We start from the raw sequence: 21485 nt of genomic DNA, 5'->3' as shown, positions 1-21485 counted from the left end.
GCAAGGTAGGTAGGTAGAATCTCCCAGATTTTTCAGGTTATATATTAACAATGTTAATATCGAAATATCCAAACAGAGGAAAAGCAGTATGGTACAACAAATACCAACTGAAACCAAACCAACAATAATCTACCCTGACAGTGACGGACAACCAATGTCAGATAACACTGAACAATTCCGATGGATTGTTTTTCTTAAAGAAAATCTAGAAATCTTATTTGTTAATAACCCAGATGTATTTGTTGCAGGTGATTTACTTTGGTATCCCGTCGAAGGAAATAACAAAATTCGCCAAGCACCTGACGCAATGGTTGTTTTTGATAGACCAAAAGGAAAACGCGGTTCTTATAAACAATGGTTAGAAAATAACATCCCTCCCCAGGTAGTCTTTGAAATTTTATCTCCAGGGAACACAGTTACAGAGATGTCAAGAAAACTTTTGTTTTATCAACATCATGAAGTTGAAGAATATTATGTTTATGACCCAGAAAAAGTGGAATTGACTGGTTTTATCCGTTCGGAAAATCAGTTAGCAGAAATTGAGGCAATTAATGGTTGGGTAAGTCCGCGATTAGGGATTAAATTTGAGTTAAATTCTGATACGTTAGAAATTTTCCGTCCCGATGGACAGCGATTTCTTACTTCTGTGGAATTGGATCGATCGCGGGAAGAGGAACGCCAACGTGCTGAGGAAGAACGCCAACGTGCTGAGGATGCGATCGCACAACTCGAAGCGGAAAAACAACGATATCAAACTTTAATAGAACGGTTACGAGAAAAGGGAATTGACCCCGAACAATTATAAGCAATTGAGTAGGTGCAAATAAATAAAGTGACAATAGTTATCTAAGGATGGGGTGGGCAGGAGCGCCCGCCATTATTTTCACGGGGGTGCAAAATCGGAGTTTGATTTAATTGATGAAATGGTTGATGACGGGATTGTTTCTCCACTTGAATGTCAGGTTACTTTGGTTTAAACCATTGATAACAAACAAGCTGAATATCTTCTTCTGTAATGATATTAATTGGCTTTAATTCTGCTTCCTCTTCAAGCTGATAGTACTGATCTTGGTCAACAAATAACTCATCAAGATCAGAAACTAATAAATTTAAATCTTTGTGAGCAACATATTTTTTCCAGATTGCTTTTAGATCGCGATCGTAGATCCGAAGATCAACCTTTGTAATCACCTTTAACACCAGTTCCTTGGTTTCTTCCTCGATGGGAGTATCTGCTATCTCGTGGGACAAAGCATAGTAAATGTTTTGTAAAACCTTGCTCAATTTAGGTTTGATTTGCCTGCTAGTTTCCTGTTTTTTAAAATATCCCATTAAATTACTTACAGCAGCATCTAAAATATCAAAAATTGTGCCATCAAACTTCACTGGTAACATTTGGTCAGGAGATAGAAAATCTTCCGCTTTGCACTTCAACCAGTTAAATATTTGCCGTTTGTCACTGATTAAATTCTCTGGTTTTACCGAAATGACACCATCAATGTAGGGGTAAAAGTGCCAAAAGTGTTGCTCTTGAGCATGAAACGCCAGAAAAATTCCTCCATTTTTAGCTTCGGGAATAGAAAGATAACGGGTACTGTGAATTCCCAGTGGAATTTCCTCAGCTGCTTCCTCACCTTCTTGCTTGAAAAATTCTAATAAAGGCAACCGCATTTCATCAAGAGAAACTAAATCAACAGCTTGTTCTAATTCCTGTAAAATTGCTTCTTTATCTGCATCTGTCTTTGCTTGCTTAAGTCGGTATAATTCTTCGAGGGATTTCTCGGAAATAATTTCGCCTAAAACGCTTGCATCTAATCCCACTTCTTTATCAATTATAGCAATCCGAGTTTGCAGTCTTTTCACTAATCCAAGTAAAGATTCTAAACCTTCTTCCGGGAAGCAATTATAAATAAATAACTCCTCATAGTTAGTACCTAAACGGTCAATTCTACCAGCACGCTGAATCATCCGCACAGGATTCCAATGCAAGTCATAGTTAACTAATACACCAGCATCTTGTAAGTTTTGTCCTTCCGATAAAACATCAGTACAAATCAGAATATCAATTTCCTGATTTTGCTGTTCCGATTCAGTTTGGGAGTTAGCTTTAGGTGCGAAACGGTTAACTTTTTCCTCTCGTTGTTTACCGGGAGTTTCACCAGTTATTTTATCAATTATCGGCGATCGATCCTCTCCTGCCATCGACTTTAACCATTTCTCATCTGAAAGCAACTGATTGTATAAATAATTCGTCGTATCTTTAAAATAGCTGAATACCAAAATTTTCTGACCTTTTAGTTCGGTGGTAAGTAGTTGTTTGAAGGCGGCTAACTTGCGATCGTAATCTTTTCCCAATTCTACATTTTGCTGAATTTGTGTTAATTTTATTAAGATAATATTGAGCAAATTAAGGTCAGATTCAATTTGCGATCGCATCTGTTCGATCTGGTAATCTTTAGGGTCAATTTCCGGCAAAGATTCTATTAATTCTTCTACCGAGCTACTCTCCTCTTCATCTGTTTCCGTCACCAGAATTTTGCGAAAGTTATTACTATCTAACAGTTTACCTCTTTCTAATAAACTAAAAAACCGCTCTTGAAAATTTTTTTGATTACGAATACTGGTTTCAAAAGCAATCAATGAACTTTCTAATCGCTTCAAATACAACGTTTTCATCAAAGCAACAATAGCTGCGTTTTTCTTAACTTGAACTTCATCTGACTTTTCCTGCTTTTTCTTAAACGCCCTAATATTATAAGGTGCTAGGTGCAATTCATCAATTTGATTAGCAATTCCCGCGTAAAGTCCCTGAAAGCTAGCCTCAAAGTTATAGCTGAATTGTTTTAATTGACGTTTGGGAAAGCGAATCTTTTTCCCATCGATATAAATTTCTTCTCCAGCTTCTTGTCGCTTAATCACATCTTGACGAGAACGCCTCACCATTGTTTGAAACAGCAGTTCAGTAGTTTCTTTTCCTCCTTTAGCTAAAGCTTCAAAGTAAGTTTTAAGATGGGAAATTCCCGATTCGCGGTAATAGGTGTCATTATGGCGAGTCAGTAGCATAATTTGATGATAAAGGTCATATATGCTAGTATTAATTGGTGTCGCAGTTAGCAGCAATACCCGCTTATCTCGCTTGCCGCTACCAATCAGTTTTTGGAGATTTCGGTATCGGTTTGTAGCTGAATTACGAAAGTTGTGTGATTCATCTACCAGGATAATATCGTGCTTGTTATAGCGGCGAGTTTCAAAGTTTTTCCGGCTAATTTCTTCTTGGGAAAGTACATCAGCTTTGATGCCATAATCATTTAATTTTTTCAACCAAACTAAATCCCTTAATTGGGCTGGACATACGACGATCGCACGGGGAACATAACCCGGTTTTCTCTCTTTAATTAAGTAATGTTCCAGCACTCTTAAGCCGATATAAGTTTTCCCCAAACCTACGGCATCTGCAACGATACAACCTCCATGTTTTTGGATTAACCTAATAGCTCGTTCAAAACCTTCTTGCTGGAAACTGGCTAATTCTACAGAAGTACCACTGCTTCCTTGTAATAATCTATCTTCTTTAAATAGTTCATAAAGTGCTTTCAAAAATACCTGATAAGGAGTATAAGGTTTGCTGCCAAATTTAGAGGCATTCAAAGCATCGATTAACTTGGCTTTATAATCTTTATCAACACTTTGGTCATTCCAGAATTTTTCAAACCAATTGTAGCGTAAGTCTTGGGCAATATTTCGTTGTTTATTTAGGACGTTCAATTCTGTGTTACTGCACAATCCTGACGGAGTGAAATTGCTAGAACCAATAATGCTATAATCATCAAAAATATAAGCTTTGGCGTGCAGAAATTGTCCGCGATCGCCAACTGCTCCATAGAGTCTAACGTGGATATGTTCTTGCTGTAAATAGGCAATTAAACGGTCAATCAAATGTTTATATTTTTGCTTAAATTTTTCTTTTCCTAGTTGTTCTTGAACCTCGCGACGTAAGTATCGAATTAGGTCGATGCGATCGCTTTCTGCTGGTCGAATTGTCGGATCGCGACCTATTAGTAAACGCAAACTTTTTAGGGTTTTTAGTTCATTTTCTAACTTAGCCCATGCTTCGATACGGAAAAATCCGGTAGCAATATCCAGGTTAGTTTGGGTTTCGTGGAGAATGAGCGATCGCAAAACTTCTTCTAGTTTATTATCTTTACTGTTGTCAATGTAATCCGGCAGTTCCATAATTTACCAATCTCTATTTTTAAATTAGTTAAGTAGAGACGTTTCATGAAACGTCTCTACAAATCTTGAAACGTCTCTACAAATCTTGAAACGTCTCTACAAATCTTGAAACGTCTCTACAAATCTTGAAACGTCTCTACAAATTTTCAGCTTCCCATCGATTGCAAAAGAGAACCAACAACAGGATTGATCCGCCATAAGTCCTTGCCATCTTCCTTACCAGCAGGACTCGCAAGACTTAGCAAATCTGCCCATCTGAGGACTTTATTAATAAGTTCAGCCGGGATACCATCTGTTAAATCAACTAAATCATCAGCAGAGACTTTATCATCAGGAAATTGGCACAAGTCCGCTAAAGCACGCAAAACTTTCTGTTGTTCTTGGCGGTCAATTCCTAATAGTAATACCTGCTCACGCGCCGTTTGGGAATCATGCAATGAATCTTTCAACTTTTGCAGATGAGATTCCCAGTGATGGATGTCAGATTTAGAATTTTGGTAAAAACGCTGAAGCAGGATCGACCAATTTCCTGTAACTGCGGTGATGTTTTGACGGGCTTTTCGATCGATAGTAAAATTACAATCATCTAGCCATTGTCGAAGCGCCGCATCATGCCAAGGTTTTAAACTGATGGTCAGTTCCTTAACCCCATCAAAATCTTTGGTATGTTTGTTAATCAAATGCCATGCTTTTTGAGGATCGGCAATGAAAACAACCCGCACAAATTTTGTTTTCGATCTCAATTTTCCCACTTGCCTTTTCGCCTCATCAAGAAAGTGGTGATTCCAAGGACAGGAAGCAGACACAAAAATAACGGTTGTACCATCTTTCTGCCGATTGCCAATAATATCTTGCAAGCGCTGAGTAAAATCAACTTCAGCTAGGATATCCTCCAAATAGTAGAAGAATTCTTGTTTCTTACCGAACATTGATTCCAGAAAAACCTTTAAGTCGTCAAGTCCTGCTGCTTGGCAACCAAATATAATCGAAACGTCATTTTTATTGCTTTGAAGTTGTGATTCCTGTTGGGCTGTTAAGGGACTACGCCGGGAATCATTCTTGATACCAAGAGAAGATCGAAAAGTAGCAGGTTCATATACCAGAGGAACTTCACGGGATTTGTCAAGTGCGGCATAAATCTCTTCTGGGGTTCCCATAAGTAGCGATACGTTGCGACTTCTGAGTGTAAAACAAGCATTATCTGTTTCATGTAAAACCCCTAAACCGACCATTTCTTCCAAGAGAACTTGAATTTCATCTAATGACAGATCTTGGAAACCTTCCGACCACCACTCCATCACTCGTTCCCGAATAAAAGACACATTAAACCGATCGACATTGCCTGCTTTATTCTCCAGGATTTCGTAAGCAATAGAGTAAGCAATCACCTCGTAGCGCTCATCCAGTCCCAATGTCAGCATAAAGCGATCGCGGATCTTTTTCCGCAGGTCTTGATTATTGTAAGCTTCATCAACCTGCTGCGAATTGATTACATAAGGAGGACTATTTTTGCCATCAAAATTGACAACATCAGGGTTAGTAAAGTGCTTAAGCAATTGTTCGCAATAAAGTTGGATCAGACTGGGATAGTAGTTAGTTTGCGAGAGAATCAGCGTAATCAGTTCAGGTGATTCAAAGCGATATCCAATGCTAGCTAATGGGCGTTCAATTAAAGCTCTTGCTTCGCGCATTTCGCCATTTTTCAGCAGAGGGCCAATACAAATTGGTTCTCCAAAATGTGCAAGAGGATGGTTTTCCAGCCTGGTAGTACGTTGAACGTTATGTAATCCAGCAAATACTACCTTAAAACGTCGGTTTGTCTCCAACATTAATGTTCTTAATTCATCGCATCGCGGAAAACCTTCCTTGCCATCTGCTTTCAAGAAATTATCTGCCTCATCCAACAACAGCAGAAAGCGCCGCTGGTTGTTTGCATCCAACCAACTTTTAATTTGCTGTCGTAGGCTTTTGGCATTAGGAGGATTACGTCGCTTGGCATCCAGGATTTGCAATTTCTCTAATTCCTCTATAAGAAGAAGCCAAATATCATCTAGAGGTTGCTGTTGTCCAACTTTTTTGATATCTAACAAAAGAGATATCCTGCCTTCATTTGGAGCATGAAAAGTCCGGTGAACGTAGTTAAGCAAAACCGTTTTACCTAACTGCCGACCGCCATAAATTAAACAAGAACCCATCGGATCGACGATCGATTGTCGTTCTCTTTCCCGTCCATAAAACATTTCCGGTACAAATACGCCCGCCGCTGTCGTATAGGGTTCTAGGAAAGTAAAGGGTAAACTACAGTCAAACAATACAGGCAGACGTGCGCCTCTTTCTCCACAGAGATACAACATGAGGCTGTCATCTATGACAATGAAAGTGCGGCGACGTTCCCGACACAAACGAGCCAAGTCGCGCCGTCTTTTTTCCGTCATTCTTCCGAAATGGAACACGATTACCGGAGAACCACTAGAAGTATCTCCCACAGCATTGAGCAGATCCTCTTCAGTTGGTCTATCCCATACACAAAGAATGCGGTAATGTCCCTTAGCTTGTGAGCCAAATGCGGGAACAGGACAACGATTTTTGTCTTGAATCAGTTCAGTGGTAACGTCAATCCTTGTATAATTCCCAAATTTACTAATGTTGATTGGTGCCGTGTTCAAACTGAAATAGCTTAGAATTTGACCAACATCTTTCTCTGTGATTGCTTGTTTCCTTCCTTTGACCGCAAACCAAGTATCCAGTATTTCAGAAGCTTGTTTAGCAGGATTTCCCTGTACTTTCTGCATCTGAATTGGCCCGATATTTTTACCTTTTAAAATATCGTTAATCAGTTCGCGGCGTTTATTTTGATTCCGGTCAGTAGGCTCAAGGACATCTTCGATCTTGGCATACTTCTTTAAGAAGTCTATAAATGCAGGTTCTCTTTGATCCTCTGGTTCGGGAATTGTTTGCCCCTTCTGAACCATATTTATATATTCATTAGCAACCAAAACATTACCTTCATCCAAAACACTGCTAATTCTGCTATAAGCTGGATGCTGTGAACCTATCTCCCGCAGGAGTGTCTGCCTATATTCATCAATTTTTTCGGCTTTGTTGTCGTTAATCTCCTTAGCTATAGCTTCCAATTTGGCAATCTTTTCGCCAAAACGAAGTGTTGTCGCTATAGCATTTTCTATGTTGTCAATCTTCCCCGCATAATCCAACCTATCTTTCTCTTCAAGCAAACCCAAAGCCACATCACCTTCGAGTTTTCTTCTAGTTGCCTTGAGGACTTCCTGCAATTGGGAACGACAATTATTAATCTGATGATTTCGCTGTTTTTCAAGCTCATCGATGTTAATTGATGCGTTAGGATAATTTTGCAGATATTCGATAATTCGATCGGTTGCTTCGTGGTCTTTTTTATTACTCCGAGCCTCGAAAGCTTGCCGCCAATTACAGTCATAAACCTGATTCAGAATCTCCTTCACCACTAAACTTTCGCTGCCTTCTTCCGGTTCCCAATCTGAATTCATTTGCACTGAAGGAAGTTTTAACAATTCTGCATGGAGGAGATATTTCACCTTTGGCTCAAATGTCGATAACGGCTGGTTTGGATTGAAGAGATTGCGAATGTCTTCTACCGCTGTTCGACAACAAGCAATTCCAGCATTCACCAATACTGATGAATTTTTCTTACCCACCAAATCTAATTCTTGCAAAACAGCTTGGTGAAGATTTGCCAGATCTAGTTTCAATTGTTGAGTTTGTTTTTGATGATAATTGTTGCTTTTTTCCGGTCGAGATTCCTGTAGATCGATCCACTGACGGGCAAAATCAACTGCTTCAAGAACGTGCTGGCGAATCAGATTCAGCGGTTTACCAGTTATAGGCGTACTATTACCACGAATCTGATTGATTTCTTTTTGGGTACGTTTTACTTCTTCGTTAATTTTCGCTTCCGAAGACAATCTCTCAACATAAGATTTGGCGACATCTAGCTGGTTAAAATCGTTTTGCCTGAGCGGAAATAGCAGAGAATAAATAATTTTTTCTGGTTTAATCCACTCAGTCCAAACTGCCTTGGCTGGGTTATAAATCATATTTAAATGCGGAGCCTGAAACCACCAATCCTCGACTTTTTTCTGCAAAGAAGCTATTTCTGCTTCCCATACTGCCTGACTTTTTACTTTCTTGATCGCTGTTGTGTCTAAAGCTAAACGTTGATTTCCGTACTTGCCAATGATTTGGCAATATTCATAGAGTTGATTAAAATCTTTTCCCAATCGAAGTGAGTTGAGAATCTCGGAAGCATTAGTATTTGGTGCTAATAAGGCAGAACGTAAGGCGGCGGTAGCTAAAAGCAAACTAATTGCTTGGTTCCATTCACCTTCTCGATTGACAAAATAATCATTGAGCGAGTTAGTAAAGTCATCTTTGAGAATATTGGCAATTTCTCCACTTCCCAGGTCATAGCGTATATGGCGACCTAAAATAACTCCCCGAATTATTGCTGATGGCAAGTGAGGCTGAAAATTAGGGTGTTTGATTTCCAGGCAACGTGCTAAATGAAAAGCAAGGCTGAGTTGGTTTTCGTTTAGCAGTTGCCAAATGCGATCGCAAATAATTTGTGCCTCTTCTTCCCTAATCTCCTCACTAATAAGTTCAGTATTCTCTTCCTCTGCATCCGCTGGCATTAAATCGTATTCAGCCTCTACCTGGGCTTCTGTCTCTACCAACTCTGACGAGTCTTTCTCAGTTTTCAATATAGGCGACTGCGTTAGATTTTGAGGAGTTGCGATCGCTGTTTCAAATTCCTTAATTTCTGACTTTATTTCCGGTTGATTATGGCTAATATCTTCTGAAATAGATGTCTCATTATACTCTAATTTTGGATCGTCTATTCGTAAAATAGGCGCTGTTTCAACTTCAGGTAATATTTGGTAATTTATTTTACCATCACTTGAAATAATAAGTTTTCCCCTCAACGCCGCTACAGATAGTGGTCTACTGAATAATTTTTCGACGGAATCTTGTAAACTTGTGCAAGTATCGTCATCTAACTCATCGCCGCGTTCAATCAGCGTCAAAAGGTGCGAAAATGGATGATTGCCATCTGCTAAATTTTGACTGTCAGGATGTAAGTTAGATTCCTGTGACTCTGATATAGCAATTTTGAGGTCTTGAGCTTTTTTCTGGCATTCTTGCAAAGGTGGAAAATCGCTGTTATCTCGGTGAGCGATCGCCAAAACTCGCTCTAAAACCATTAAAGCATTTTCTCTCACTTTAGTCACCGCCAACCTTTTCTCCTCTGCTAAATCAATCTCTTCAAGCAAAGATTTGATATCTTTAAGAGAAACAATTTCAGCCAATTTTTTACTAGGCGACACTCCCAAAAATTCAGCCAAGGATAACACCTTAGTCCTAAGTTCAATAAATTTTTCTCGTGATTCTGCGAGTTCTGAAATCAGCTTTTCCGATATTGGTATACCTGGGTCAATTAGCTTCAGACGCGCCTGGGATAGCTGAGTATCCAGTTGGGCAAAAACTGACTCCATATATGCGATTTGTTCGCCTAATTCTGCTGAAGTATATTCCATATTTCTCCTGTCTAAATTCAATTGATTTTCTCTCATATCGTTCCGGCAATCCTCCTCTTGTAAATTCTTATTAGTCTGCCTATCGCCACTTTCTTCAATTGGCGAATCTCTCAGATAAGTCATTTGTTTATTATCGAGATGCTTGGGTTTATTAAATGTGTTTTGGCTAGTTAAGTGTGGGGTTGGCTTTGCCGAAATAACTTGTTGATTAATCATCGGATGTTCTCTATTTTTTCTATCTATTTGCTGGCTCAATTTACGTAAAATCTGCAATTGTTTCTTCTCAATTTGACGAACTCTTTCGCGGGTGATACCATAATATTGCCCAATTTCTTCTAAGGTTTTTTGACGACCATCGTCCAAGCCATATCGCATTTCTAAAATATGCCGATTGCGAGGACTGAGAGTATTTAGGAGAATTTCTATATCGATTTTGCGCGTGTAAACTTCCGGTGTTTCACCATCAAATTCAATCAAGTCTCCCAAGGTAAATTCCTGTGATTCACCAGTTGGCATATCTAAGGAAATCATGGGTAAAGCAGAGTTAATAATAAAGCGCAACTTTTCAGTTGTCATCTGTAAGCGATCGGCGATTTCTTCGTACTTGGGAATTCGATTTTTTTCTTGGGAAATTTGCTTGGTTGTTTTCTTAATCCGAGATATAGTTTCGTGGAGATGAACTGGCAAACGGATATTGCGAGAATGATCGGCGATCGCTCGTGTTATACTTTGCCTAATCCACCAAGTAGCGTAGGTTGATAACTTATAACCCTTTGTATAATCAAATTTTTCAACTGCTCGAATCAGTCCTAAATTTCCTTCCTGAATTAAATCTAAAAGTTCAACACCTCGATTAGCATATCTTTTGGCAATAGAGACAACTAATCGCAGATTTGCCTCTATTAACTTGTTCTTTGCTTTGCGCTTCTCTAACTCTTCTAAGTTGGCAAATTGACTAACAAGCTGAATCTCTTCTGATGATTTTAATAGTCGAATTCGACCAATTTCTTGTAAGTAGCTACCAACAGTATCTTTCCTGTCAAACTGCTGCTTGTATTCCCCAAATCTCAGAGTTTTTTGCTGAATTTGGTAAATTGTTTGGGCATCAAGGTTAAAAGCAGCAATTTTTTCTAATCTATGTAAATCAGCATAACTCGGATCGGCTAAATTAAACAGATACTTATGAATGTTGACCCTCAAATTCATCTGAGCATCAAAACTTTGCCAAGGACTAACTACCAATAACTGCTTATAGTCCTTTGTTGCTAACAATAATAAATAGTAATGGGGCTGACATAAACTCTTAGCAATTGCCAGCATTCTATTACTAACAGTCCTCTGGGAAAGCCACTCTAGAGGATTTAACTGGAATAGAAATATTTGTAGTTTTCCATTTCCTTGATTGGCAATTAAATAAGCGCGATCGATAGCTTCAGCACTTCGTTCTGGTAGTTGTAAATTGCCCAGATCTAACAGTTCACAAGTGGCGTTATAGCCTAACTTTTGAAATAGTCTAGCGACTTGTTCCGCGCTATGGGTATTTCGGATTTCATCCAGTTGTATTAATCGCTCAGGCATATTTTTACCAGAGCATTTTTAAAAAGCATTTCCTATTAATTATGTCAGAATTACAAATTTTTACATTTAAATATATTACAACTTTTATCGAGATGTTTGATACCGAGAAAACTCGGTAGTTCACTGACTATCTACAATCGATAAGCTAAGGAAAAATACTGATTTTCAGGCTTTTAGTTTGGGAAAGGGAGAGGGTCAACGGGAATATTTCAGAAACCCGGTTTCTTCAAGAAACCGGGTTTCTAGTCCAAGTAAAACTTTTTGCATCACCCCTCACCAAACTTGAGTTAAATCCAACACAAATCCTGGCAAAACATCCTCACCAGATACCGTTGTCGGAGATCCTAAAACCTCTACATCTTGACCTTGACGATATATTTCCACCTCCTTGGTTTTCCCATCAATTAACCAACCCAAACGCACAGCATTTTCCATATACTCCTGCATTTTTTCCCGCAGTTTTTTCAAAGAATCACTACTAGAACGTAACTCAACTACAAAATCAGGAGACAAAGGCGAAAACTCTTCTTTTTGCTGAGTTTCTGTTAAAGTTTCCCATCTTTCATTACTTACCCAACTCACATCAGGAGAACGAACTGCACCATTAGGTAAAGTAAAACCTGTGGAAGAATCAAAGGTAATACCTAAACCTGTTTGTCGATTCCAAAGCCAAAGTTGAGCATTTAGACCAGAATTTTGTTGTCCTGTCCAAGGATATGTCGGGGGCATAATAATAATTTCTCCGGTAGCAGTACGTTCTAGCCGTAAGTTTTGATTTGCTTGGCAGAGTTCGACAAAGCCTTTAGCATTAAGATGAGGAATAGTTAGTGCGATCGCATCCATAAACCACCAAAGAAAACTATTAAATTCGCCACTTTAATTTTAGATACCAAAGCGAGATCCCCGACTTCTTGGAGAAGTCGGGGATCTATGGGGATCTATTTACCTCAATTTTTAGCGTCCCATTCCGGGAATTAAACCAGAACTTAAACGTTTTACTGCTTTACCAGCTATTTCGCTATAACGCTGTTGTCCACACAAGATTTTTACCATTATGTCAGTTGCGGCTGGACGCTTGACACCAACTTTGTAACCAACTTTGGGGACGCGGTAAAATACACCCGCTAAACGTTGCGCCCACACCATATCACTGCCCCATTCTTCATTCACAATTTCGGTGTATTGTTCTAAAGCATTGATATTGCCGCCAATAGCTTGATCGATCGCTTCTGCTGCTTTCATCCCAGTAAACATTGCCGGACGAATGCCTTCAGCAGTAAAAGGATCGACCACACAAGCAGCTTCCCCAGCTAACAAGGCATTTTGGGTATGCAATTTTTGATTCCCATCCCACAAAGCTAGGGGATGATCGAATTGCTTATAGCTGTTCGCATTCAAACCGAAAAGCTTGCTGTATTCTGACAAAATACTCTTAAAATCTGGTTGATCTCCACCTTGGAATATACCAGCACCGATCGAATAACCGTCTGCTTTCGGGAAGTTCCAAAGATAGCCATTTTTTACCATCCCGAACTCAAAATGGATTCTCGGTTCTGATTCTATAGGGTTAGTTGTTTCCGCTTCTAGGGCTCCAGCTAAACGCTTTTTCCGTTCCTTAAAGCCCAACCATTTACTCATTGGCCCTTTTGCACCATCGGCAGCGATCAAGTAGCGACCTTCCACTGGGCCATTAGCGGTATTTACTTGCCAGCGATCGCTTTTAAATTCAATGCCCGTTACTTCAGTATTATCACGTAGTTCTGCGCCCTGTTTTTGTGCTTTTTGAATCAAAAAATGGTCGAAGATATCCCGGCGAACCACCCAGATAGGTTCGGAACCTTCAATTTTAGCCTCCACAGGGTCTTCCCTTTTCCATGTGTAACAAAGTTTACTTACTTTTAAGGAAATTGCCGGAGCAAAATCGAAATCAAACCATTCAGCAATCACCGGAGACACACCACCACCACAAGGTTTGTATCGAGGTAGGCTTTCCTTTTCCAAAATTAAGACTGACCTACCACGCTTTGCTAAATGATACGCCGCCGTTCCACCTGCTGGGCCAGCACCGACAATAATGCAATCAAACATAGTGCAAAAATTAGCTCCTCAATTAGCTAGGGTATGAATTTTGACCAACTTCCCAGGTCATCCTCTTGATCGGAGTTTAACAGGATTTTATTTGTTATTGCCACTTTATTTACTTAAACATCTTCAGGGATAATTTTTACATAATTTGCATTTTTTCTGATTCTCCTAGAAATTACTGAACGTGAATAACAGGGCTTTGTATCCAGGGAGGGTGAGACCCTCTGTTATTTCAAATAGCATATAATTACTTACTTATACTGATTACAAATTTTCTGTGAAGAGCCTAGTATTGGTTATAAAGTTTTTGTAACGCCCGAAGTTAATACTTGATTGATTCTTATTGCTCAAAAAACTCGCCTTGACTAAAAAAAAGCATTTAAACAATTCAAATTTCAAATTGCCAAATCGGACCACTAACTATTTATAAACAGACAAAATTGCTCTCACCCGCCCCCAGCCCCCCTGCGCCCTTTATTTGAGGATAAAAAGATGACTTGGAACGTTTGTATTCGCTACTCCAACGGAAAGGAAAAAGTACTCCGCTCTTACAGAAATCGGGAAAAAGCTCTGCGTTGTGTAGATGCAATATACAACACCTGGGGCTATCCACTACACTTAGCTTATATTGTGCGTGCAGGTGATGCCCAACAGATGTTTCAGACAGCCTAGTCCAAGAAAGATCCAAGGAAAGAAGGGATGTAAATTCAGCTTTTCCAGTTGTTTTTAACTGTATAGTTATTTCTGCTCCAGGGAACTAGCTCTAATTGTTAGTAGCTAGGAAGTGGCGTTAGACTGTGGTAATATCTTTCTCCTTCTCTTTGAGTAATTCATCAACTTTGGCAATATATTTGTCAGTCAATTTCTGAACTTTATCTTGGTTATCTTTAGCTTCATCCTCAGATAATTCGCCACTCTTTTCTTGCTTACGAATCGAATCAACAGCGTCGCGCCGGATATTGCGAATCGAGACTTTGCCTTCTTCAGCGTATTTAGCAGCTAACTTGACCAATTCTTTGCGGCGATCGCTTGTCAGTGGTGGAATATTCAAGCGAATTAGCGAACCATCATTGTTAGGAGTCAAGCCAATATCTGACAGAGAAATAGCTTTTTCAATCAGATTCAAACTAGAGCGATCGAAAGGTTGAATCGTAATCGTACTAGCATCGGGAGTATTGATACTCGCCAGAGATTTTAAAGGTGTGGGTGCGCCGTAATATTCCACCGTTATTTTATCCAAAAGCGAAGCATTAGCGCGTCCAGTGCGGATGGTGTTGAAAGATCGTTGAGTTGATTCAACAGCCTTGTGCATGTGGTCTTCAACATCAGGTAACTTCATATAATCCTCCCACGATGGTACCGATTTGTTCTCCTGTCACAGCCCGACGAATATTTCCCCGAACTCCCAGGTCAAATACAATAATCGGAATATTGTTTTCTTTACAAAGGGCGATCGCAGTACTATCCATCACTCGTAGGTCTTGAGTCAAAACGTGAGTGTAGTTCAAACTATGATAGCGACGAGCTTGAGGATTGATATATGGATCTGAATCATAAATCCCGTCAACTTTGGTAGCTTTAAAAATCACATCAGCATTGATTTCTGCTGCGCGTAGGGCAGCTGTAGTATCAGTAGTGAAGAAAGGATTTCCCGAACCTGCGCCAAAAATCACCACTCGTCCTTTTTCCAAGTGACGAATAGCGCGTCTGCGGATGTAAGGTTCTGCGACTTCCTGCATGGCGATCGCACTTTGCACTCGTGTTGGGACATTAATTTGTTCCAAAGCATCCTGCAAAGTCATCGCATTCATCACCGTAGCAATCATGCCAATATAATCTGCTGTGGCCCGATCCATGCCTCGTGCCGCCCCTTTCACGCCTCGAAAGATGTTGCCACCACCGACGACGATCGCTACTTGTACGCCTGTGCTGACGACTTCTGCCACTTCAGAGGCGATTTCCTGAACGACTTGGGGATCGATGCCATAGCCGAGCTCGCCCATGAGGGCTTCACCGCTCAGCTTCAGTAAAATCCGCTGGTATCCTGTACCCATGAAATGACTTATGGTTGCAATTAAAAATAGTATCCAATTAAAGATAACAGCACAAGTGACATTTTGTGTGTGAAGTATTTATTCAAGTTGCTGGTAGTCGGTAGTAGGTAGTAGGTAGTGGGATTCGTACTATCCAATAGCAACTTAAGTTATTTATCTAATTGTTCACAATAAAGAGAGTGATTGCTTTTCCTAATAATGTCATGACTAGCTCTATTTCCAGAACAACTGTGACAACTCAAACTTGGACTTGGCGAGGTTTTCCCATCTGTTACCAAGCACAAGGCAACCAAGGGCCTGCTATGGTTTTAGTACATGGATTTGGGGCTTCTTGGGCGCATTGGCGGAAAAATATTCCCCAACTGGCGCAAAATGCGCGAGTTTTTGCCATTGACTTAATTGGTTTTGGGGGTTCGGCGAAACCTGCGCCGGGGGCGGAAATTAACTATACTTTTGAAACTTGGGCGCAGCAAATCGGTGATTTTTGTCGAGAAGTGGTAGGTGAACCAGCTTTTTTGGTGGGGAATTCGATCGGCTGTATAGTAGCAATGCAAGCGGCTGTAGACTTTCCCGAAATGGTTAAAGGGGTAGCACTGCTCAATTGTTCTTTACGATTGTTGCACGATCGCAAACGCGCCACCCTACCCTGGCACCGTCGCTCTGGTGCTCCCATTGTCCAAAAAATCTTAGCATTCAGATTAATCGGGCAATTATTCTTTAGTCAAATAGCCAAGCCGAAAGTAGTCAGGAAAATTCTCCTGCAAGCTTACAAACGTCCCGAAGCAGTCACAGACGAACTAGTAGATATGTTAATGGCACCAGCCTTAGATCCAGGCGCAGTAGATGTGTTTTTAGCATTTACTCGCTATTCTCAAGGGCCATTACCAGAAGATTTGTTACCAATTTTGCCTTGTCCAGCAATTATGTTATGGGGAACAGATGACCCTTGGGAACCGATCGATTTAGGAAGAGAATTAGCCAAATTCCCCCAAGTAGAAAAGTTTATTCCTTTAGAAGGTTTAGGTCATTGTCCCCAAGATGAAGCGCCAGAAGTAGTCAATCCCATTTTAATTGATTGGATTTGCCAAAAAACCAAGTAATTTTAGATTGATTGTTTTTAGTGTTTGTTGTGAGGACTTCAGTCCAAATTTTGTTTCTTCCAGAAGGACTAAAGTCCTGACAACGAACTCACAGAAGGACTAAAGTCCTGACAACGAACTAATTGCCAAATTACTGAGATGATTTTTGTTGTTGTACCCAATCTGTGCCAATAAAAATAGTGATATCGGAGTTGAGGTAGCCAGTACTTTCTACACGCACTTCACCAAATTCCAATGCTTGACTTATAGCTTCAGCTGCTTTGCTATCGCCTTTTTGAGCGACAATGCGTGTTTCGCTTAAAGTTTCTGTCCAAGGTTCAGTAACTTTAACATTTCGATAGCCTGCTTTTCGCAACTTTCTTACTAAATAATTCACTGATTGTGAATCACCTGTGCTGTCTTTAATAGCTATTTTTACACCAGTCAAATCACTGCTACGATTAGTTTTTGATTCTGATTGATTAGGAGGTTCTAAATATTGACTGACTAACTGAGAAATTCCTCTGCGATTAGGCAACCAATAGCTAGCATCATATTCTCCTTCGTTACTAAACTCTCCTGGTACTAATAACATTTGAGCATCAGAACGATTCATTTTCACACCAAAACCTACTAAGGCAACTAATTCTTCAACGGATAGGTTAGTGTCAATGTGAGATTGAATTACGCGGAGAATTTCTGGTAATCTAGCTAAAGTAACGGGATTAAGAGCTTGTTCCATTAATGCTCTCATAACCATTTGTTGCCGTTGTACTCTACCAATATCTCCTAGTTTGTCTTGGCGGAAGCGGAGTAAATTTTGGGTTTGAGCGCCGTCGAGGTGTTGTTTTCCGGCTTTAAAATCGATGTAAAGGTGTTGGGTGTTGTCGGTATATTTCATGTCGTAAGGTATATGAACAGTGACACCACCTAAAGCATCGATCAGTTTTTCTACACCTTGGACGTTGATGCGGACATAGCGATCGATTCTAATATCTCCCAGTAGATTGCTCACAGTTTTCGCACTCAGCGCCGGACCACCATGAACATTAGCCGCATTAATTTTAGTGACACCCACTCCTTCTACAAAAGTGCGCGTATCACGAGGTACAGAAAGAATAATTAACTTTTTGGTTTGCGGATTAAACCGCAATAACAGCATCGTATCGGATAAACCTTCAAAAGAGTTGAGTACAGGTTCGTATCCTCCCAAAGCTGGGTCTGGTTTTTCTCCCAAATCTGAAGGTAAAACTTTAATTCCCAGAACTAAAATATTTACAGGTCGGGTTAACTCTGGCAACTTGAGGTTAGTTGTAGAGATGTTGCCGCTCGAAAATACTGCTGCTTCTTCTGGGCTCAGACGACTCTGCATTAACGGTGTTGTCGAAAGCGATACTGCCAGCAAAGCTCCTGCGGTTGCCGACAGCATTGCTACACCAGTTAAGCTAAATCCTAGCCATAGCCAACGTAGCTGACTAATTTTAGATGGCTGTGAGCCAATATTCTGGACAGTTTCTTGCCTTTGAGAGAATAAATTGGAAATTTTTGTAGTTGGCACTAGCTTCCTCACACACGAAAAAATGGCTGTCTTTAAAGTTACTCACACCTGACGATGGAAATAATCATACAAGTATCTACTACTGGGGAGTGGAAAGCTCCGGGTTATAAATTTTATCAGTAGTAGTTTGAGGTTGAGTAGCGATACTTGCTACGCAGAGGCTACGCCTACGCATAATCCCGATCGTGATTTTCAAATTGTTAGGTTGGACATTAGGGTAGATATTTACGAACTACCCGTTCGGAGATGCGTGTAATCCCAGGTAAGCGCAAAGATTGGCGCTGCCACAACCGGAACATTAACCAAGTACTCACCACAAAGTAACCAGAAGTAAATAAGCTATTGGTTACTAACAGAGGCAATTTCCAGGATTCAGAAGTATCTGCTCCGGCTGCCAATAAAATGTAACCCAAGAGCCAACCAAAAGCTAGAGTTACAGATAATCTACTAGCTGCCATTTCCTCTCGACTACCTTGGCGGCAGTACAATGTCCAAAGGGACGGAAAAACGCCAAACACAGGTATTAAGTACCAAAATAACTGTAATTGCTTCAAGTCAGAATTTTCAAAAGGATTAGTTTTTCTCATTTGTTTTTGGTGATTAGTGATTAGGGACTGGGGACTGGGGACTGGGGACTGGGGGAGTTTTGAGTTTTGAGTTTTGAGTTTTGAGTTAGGAAGAAAGTCGTGAGTTTTAAGTTATCTCCCCTGCCCCCCTGCTCCTGTGCCCCCTGCCCCTACTTAGCGGGTGCAGTCCACCAAGCTAGGGCGTAAGATTGAGTAGGTTCGTTGACTTGTTTGCGGTGTTGGACGCGGATTTTGTAACGACCTGTTTTAGGTATGGGGCAGAAGATGTGTTCTGTGCTGTCAACTTCGCTGATGGAAGCGCAGGTGTAGGCGGTGGTGTCGTTACTGTCTGCGGGTATTAGGTAAAGGTCGAGGTTGTTTAAGCCTTGATCTCTAAAAGTTTCCCCAATATCATATTGCCCATTTTTGTTGGTATCGTTTAACTGGACTAAACGATTCCAAACTAAAGTTAAAGAAACGTAGCTTCCTTGTTGTAAGGGTTTTTCTAGTACATAGTCTACAGAGGCGTTAGTGTCTATTTTGTGGTAATCCCAACCTATTTCGGGGACATTTTGGGATGGTTTCCACTGTCCGCCTTTAAATTGTTGATAGGCGCGGTAAGCGTTCAGCTGACCTGTACCCATTTGCATATCTAGGGGAATTTTGGCATCTTTGTAAGCGTCGGATTCTAGCCAAGTCCGGTTGCTTTTGTCGGTGATGGTTTTACCCATGCCCAAGAATAAACCGTCGCCTTGGTCTTTGAGTTTGTCGGTGGAGTTAAGTAGTACTGCTTTGGTGACTTGGTGACGGCGGGAGTCGAGACTCCAGTTAGGTTGTTTGGTACGCAGTTGGCGATCGCCAAATTCTTGCAACAAACCTACTGTGGCAGTAACATGAGGTGTTGCTAAACTGGTGCCGCTGACTTTTTGGATTGTGCCTTCGATATTCAAAACGTTGATATCATGTCCGGGTGCGACTAAACCAATGGCACGCCGAGGGCCTAAGTTAATTTCTCTTCCCGCAAGACGACGCACCACAGAAGCTGCACTATCTCCAATGTTGGCAAAGTCTACTTTGGAAAAAACTCCTTTGACGCGCTTGGTAAAGGCGACGTTAATGCCATTAAAGTTATCAGTGGGAATGGGAATGCCGCCTCGTCCTTGATTTCCAGCAATTAAGTAAAGTACATCATGAGTCTGAGCAGACCAGTCGATACACTGAGTTAACAGGGCATTACCATCTAAAACTGCTTGGGGACGGGGGTCTCTTTCTAAAGATTCGCCAAAACTGAAGTTAATCGCACGCAGATCTCCGCCATTCTGTTGGGCGAGATATTGGGAGGCGAGACATTCTTCTGGTTGTCCGCCTTTGTCCATTGAACCAATAGCCGAAGAGTACAATCTTGCCCCAGGCGCAACTCCGGGGAATGCTTTGGCGCTACTAATCATCATTCCCGCAACGCTGAAGGCGTGGGGATCTACATCGGTGTCGGTTTTCGCTGGACTGTCTCGCCAAAATACTCGTGTAACTTGTACTAATGTGGGATTTCGATTTGCTGCTTTGTCTATGCCGAAGAGTCCGGGGCGACCGATTTCTACTTGTCCGATCGCAATTTTTCGCCCAATCAAATTGTAAGGAGGATTGTGCAGCCGAATTGCATCAATCCCTGAATCTCCTACTGAGGAACTCTCGAAGGCTAGGGCTGTGGCACTTACGCAGCTAGCACTAAATCCTAAAATAATCCACGCCTTTTTTTTCATCTATTGCCGCACCAACAAGTCTATTAATTTTAGATTTTAAATTTTAGATTTTGGATTTGCTCTGGGTTGTGGGTGCAAGTTCTGAGTAAGACGCAGAAATCTCAAATTGGGCAACTAGATTACTAGGGTGCTTGACACTCCTCGACCTAAAGGCACGAGGATTCTTCATTCATAGACTCAGCTTGCCTTGACAAGATTACTCCAGCCAAGGTAGCGGCCAAATCTCCTGAAGCGTTCGGATCTTTGATCCAAGTTCCGGTATGCCCTACCGTACTCAAGGCTGCTTTTAGAATCATCAGTGCCGCATTCCAATCCCTATCCAATATGAACCCACATTTACAAATATGAGTTCTCATGGATAGGGATTTTTTTACTATTGCACCGCAAGAGAAACACTCTTGGGATGTATAAGCTGGATTAACCGCAATGGTTATCTTGCCAAACTTCATCCCGAAATACTCCAACCATTTTCTAAATTGATACCAACCTACATCATTAATAGAAAGGCTGAGACAATGATTTTTAACCAAATTCTTAATCCTCAAATCTTCGTAGGCAATCAAATCGTTAGATTGAACTACGCAACGCGCCACTCTCTTGGCGTGTTCTTCACGTTGCCTACTTATTTTGAGGTGGACTCTCCCTAATCTATTAACAGCTTTCCTCCGGTTGGCAGAGCCTTTATTTTTACGGGAAACCCGTCTTTGTCTAAACTTCAGACGTTTTTCGCTTGTTCGATAAAACTTAGGATTTGGTTCCGAATAACCATTGGAATCTGTATAGAATTCTTTAATTCCTACATCCAAGCCAATCGCTTTACCTGAAGGCTGACAATCTACTTTATTGTCCACTTTTACTAAGAATTGGACGTAGTAGCCATCAGCCCGCCGAACTATCCTGACTCGTTTTATCTGCTCTAATTGGTAGAAGTTCAGATCCCACGTTCCTTTGAGTTTTAACTTGCCAATCCCTTTCTTATCGGTA

13 protein-coding genes are annotated in these 21485 nt (G+C 40.7%); 3 read left to right on the top strand and 10 right to left on the bottom strand.

What is annotated here, in order from left to right:
• Positions 1-88: 88 nt before the first annotated feature.
• Positions 89-805: a Uma2 family endonuclease gene (locus tag ACE1CC_RS31875; protein WP_413274457.1), complete on the top strand. Its 717-nt coding sequence runs from the start codon at positions 89-91 to the stop codon at positions 803-805.
• A 158-nt stretch (positions 806-963) separates the two neighbouring features.
• Here the strand turns inward: ACE1CC_RS31875 and ACE1CC_RS31870 are convergent, their stop codons facing one another.
• The 4 genes from ACE1CC_RS31870 to ACE1CC_RS31855 form a co-directional block, all read right to left on the bottom strand.
• Entirely contained in the window at positions 964-4233 is a 3270-nt protein-coding gene (locus tag ACE1CC_RS31870; protein WP_413274456.1) for a helicase-related protein, read from the bottom strand.
• 146 nt (positions 4234-4379) lie between these two features.
• A complete protein-coding gene (locus ACE1CC_RS31865) occupies positions 4380-11399 on the bottom strand; it encodes a sigma-70 family RNA polymerase sigma factor (protein WP_413274487.1) in 7020 nt (2339 codons plus the stop codon).
• Positions 11400-11672: 273 nt separating this feature from the next.
• On the bottom strand, positions 11673-12242 hold the full coding sequence (locus ACE1CC_RS31860; RefSeq protein ID WP_413274455.1) for a Uma2 family endonuclease: 570 nt from the start codon (positions 12240-12242) through the stop codon (positions 11673-11675).
• Positions 12243-12353: 111 nt separating this feature from the next.
• Positions 12354-13487, bottom strand: a complete 1134-nt coding sequence (locus ACE1CC_RS31855) for a geranylgeranyl reductase family protein (RefSeq protein WP_413274454.1) — start codon at positions 13485-13487, stop codon at positions 12354-12356.
• A gap of 489 nt (positions 13488-13976) precedes the next feature.
• Between ACE1CC_RS31855 and ACE1CC_RS31850 the strand changes: the two genes are divergently transcribed.
• Positions 13977-14156 carry a family 2 glycosyl transferase gene (locus tag ACE1CC_RS31850; RefSeq protein ID WP_413274453.1) on the top strand — a complete coding sequence of 60 codons (180 nt, stop codon included), beginning with the start codon at positions 13977-13979 and terminating at the stop codon, positions 14154-14156.
• 118 nt (positions 14157-14274) lie between these two features.
• Here ACE1CC_RS31850 and frr read toward each other — a convergent pair whose 3' ends face one another.
• Positions 14275-14823, bottom strand: a complete 549-nt coding sequence (frr, locus tag ACE1CC_RS31845) for a ribosome recycling factor (protein ID WP_413274452.1) — start codon at positions 14821-14823, stop codon at positions 14275-14277.
• Positions 14810-15538, bottom strand: a complete 729-nt coding sequence (gene pyrH, locus ACE1CC_RS31840) for a UMP kinase (protein ID WP_413274451.1) — start codon at positions 15536-15538, stop codon at positions 14810-14812. Before pyrH ends, frr begins: the two co-directional genes overlap by 14 nt.
• A 203-nt stretch (positions 15539-15741) precedes the next feature.
• Between pyrH and ACE1CC_RS31835 the strand changes: the two genes are divergently transcribed.
• The gene (locus tag ACE1CC_RS31835) at positions 15742-16638 is read left to right on the top strand and encodes an alpha/beta fold hydrolase (protein WP_413274450.1); all 897 of its coding nucleotides are present in this window, start codon (positions 15742-15744) and stop codon (positions 16636-16638) included.
• 130 nt (positions 16639-16768) lie between these two features.
• Here ACE1CC_RS31835 and ACE1CC_RS31830 read toward each other — a convergent pair whose 3' ends face one another.
• The 4 genes from ACE1CC_RS31830 to ACE1CC_RS31815 form a co-directional block, all read right to left on the bottom strand.
• On the bottom strand, positions 16769-18175 hold the full coding sequence (locus ACE1CC_RS31830; RefSeq protein ID WP_413274449.1) for an LCP family protein: 1407 nt from the start codon (positions 18173-18175) through the stop codon (positions 16769-16771).
• 212 nt (positions 18176-18387) lie between these two features.
• Positions 18388-18762, bottom strand: a complete 375-nt coding sequence (locus ACE1CC_RS31825) for a hypothetical protein (RefSeq protein WP_413274448.1) — start codon at positions 18760-18762, stop codon at positions 18388-18390.
• A gap of 149 nt (positions 18763-18911) precedes the next feature.
• Complete coding sequence (locus ACE1CC_RS31820) at positions 18912-20501, bottom strand: S8 family serine peptidase (RefSeq protein ID WP_413274447.1); 1590 nt, start codon at positions 20499-20501, stop codon at positions 18912-18914.
• A 146-nt stretch (positions 20502-20647) separates the two neighbouring features.
• Positions 20648-21485, bottom strand: an 838-nt coding sequence (locus ACE1CC_RS31815; protein WP_413274446.1) for an RNA-guided endonuclease InsQ/TnpB family protein, incomplete at its 5' end; no start/stop codon positions are given.

Origin of the sequence: Floridaenema aerugineum BLCC-F46 (genome assembly GCF_041929345.1) — a bacterium.
Lineage (GTDB): Bacteria > Cyanobacteriota > Cyanobacteriia > Cyanobacteriales > Aerosakkonemataceae > Floridanema > Floridanema aerugineum.
This window is presented reverse-complemented; position numbering and strand designations above follow the sequence as displayed.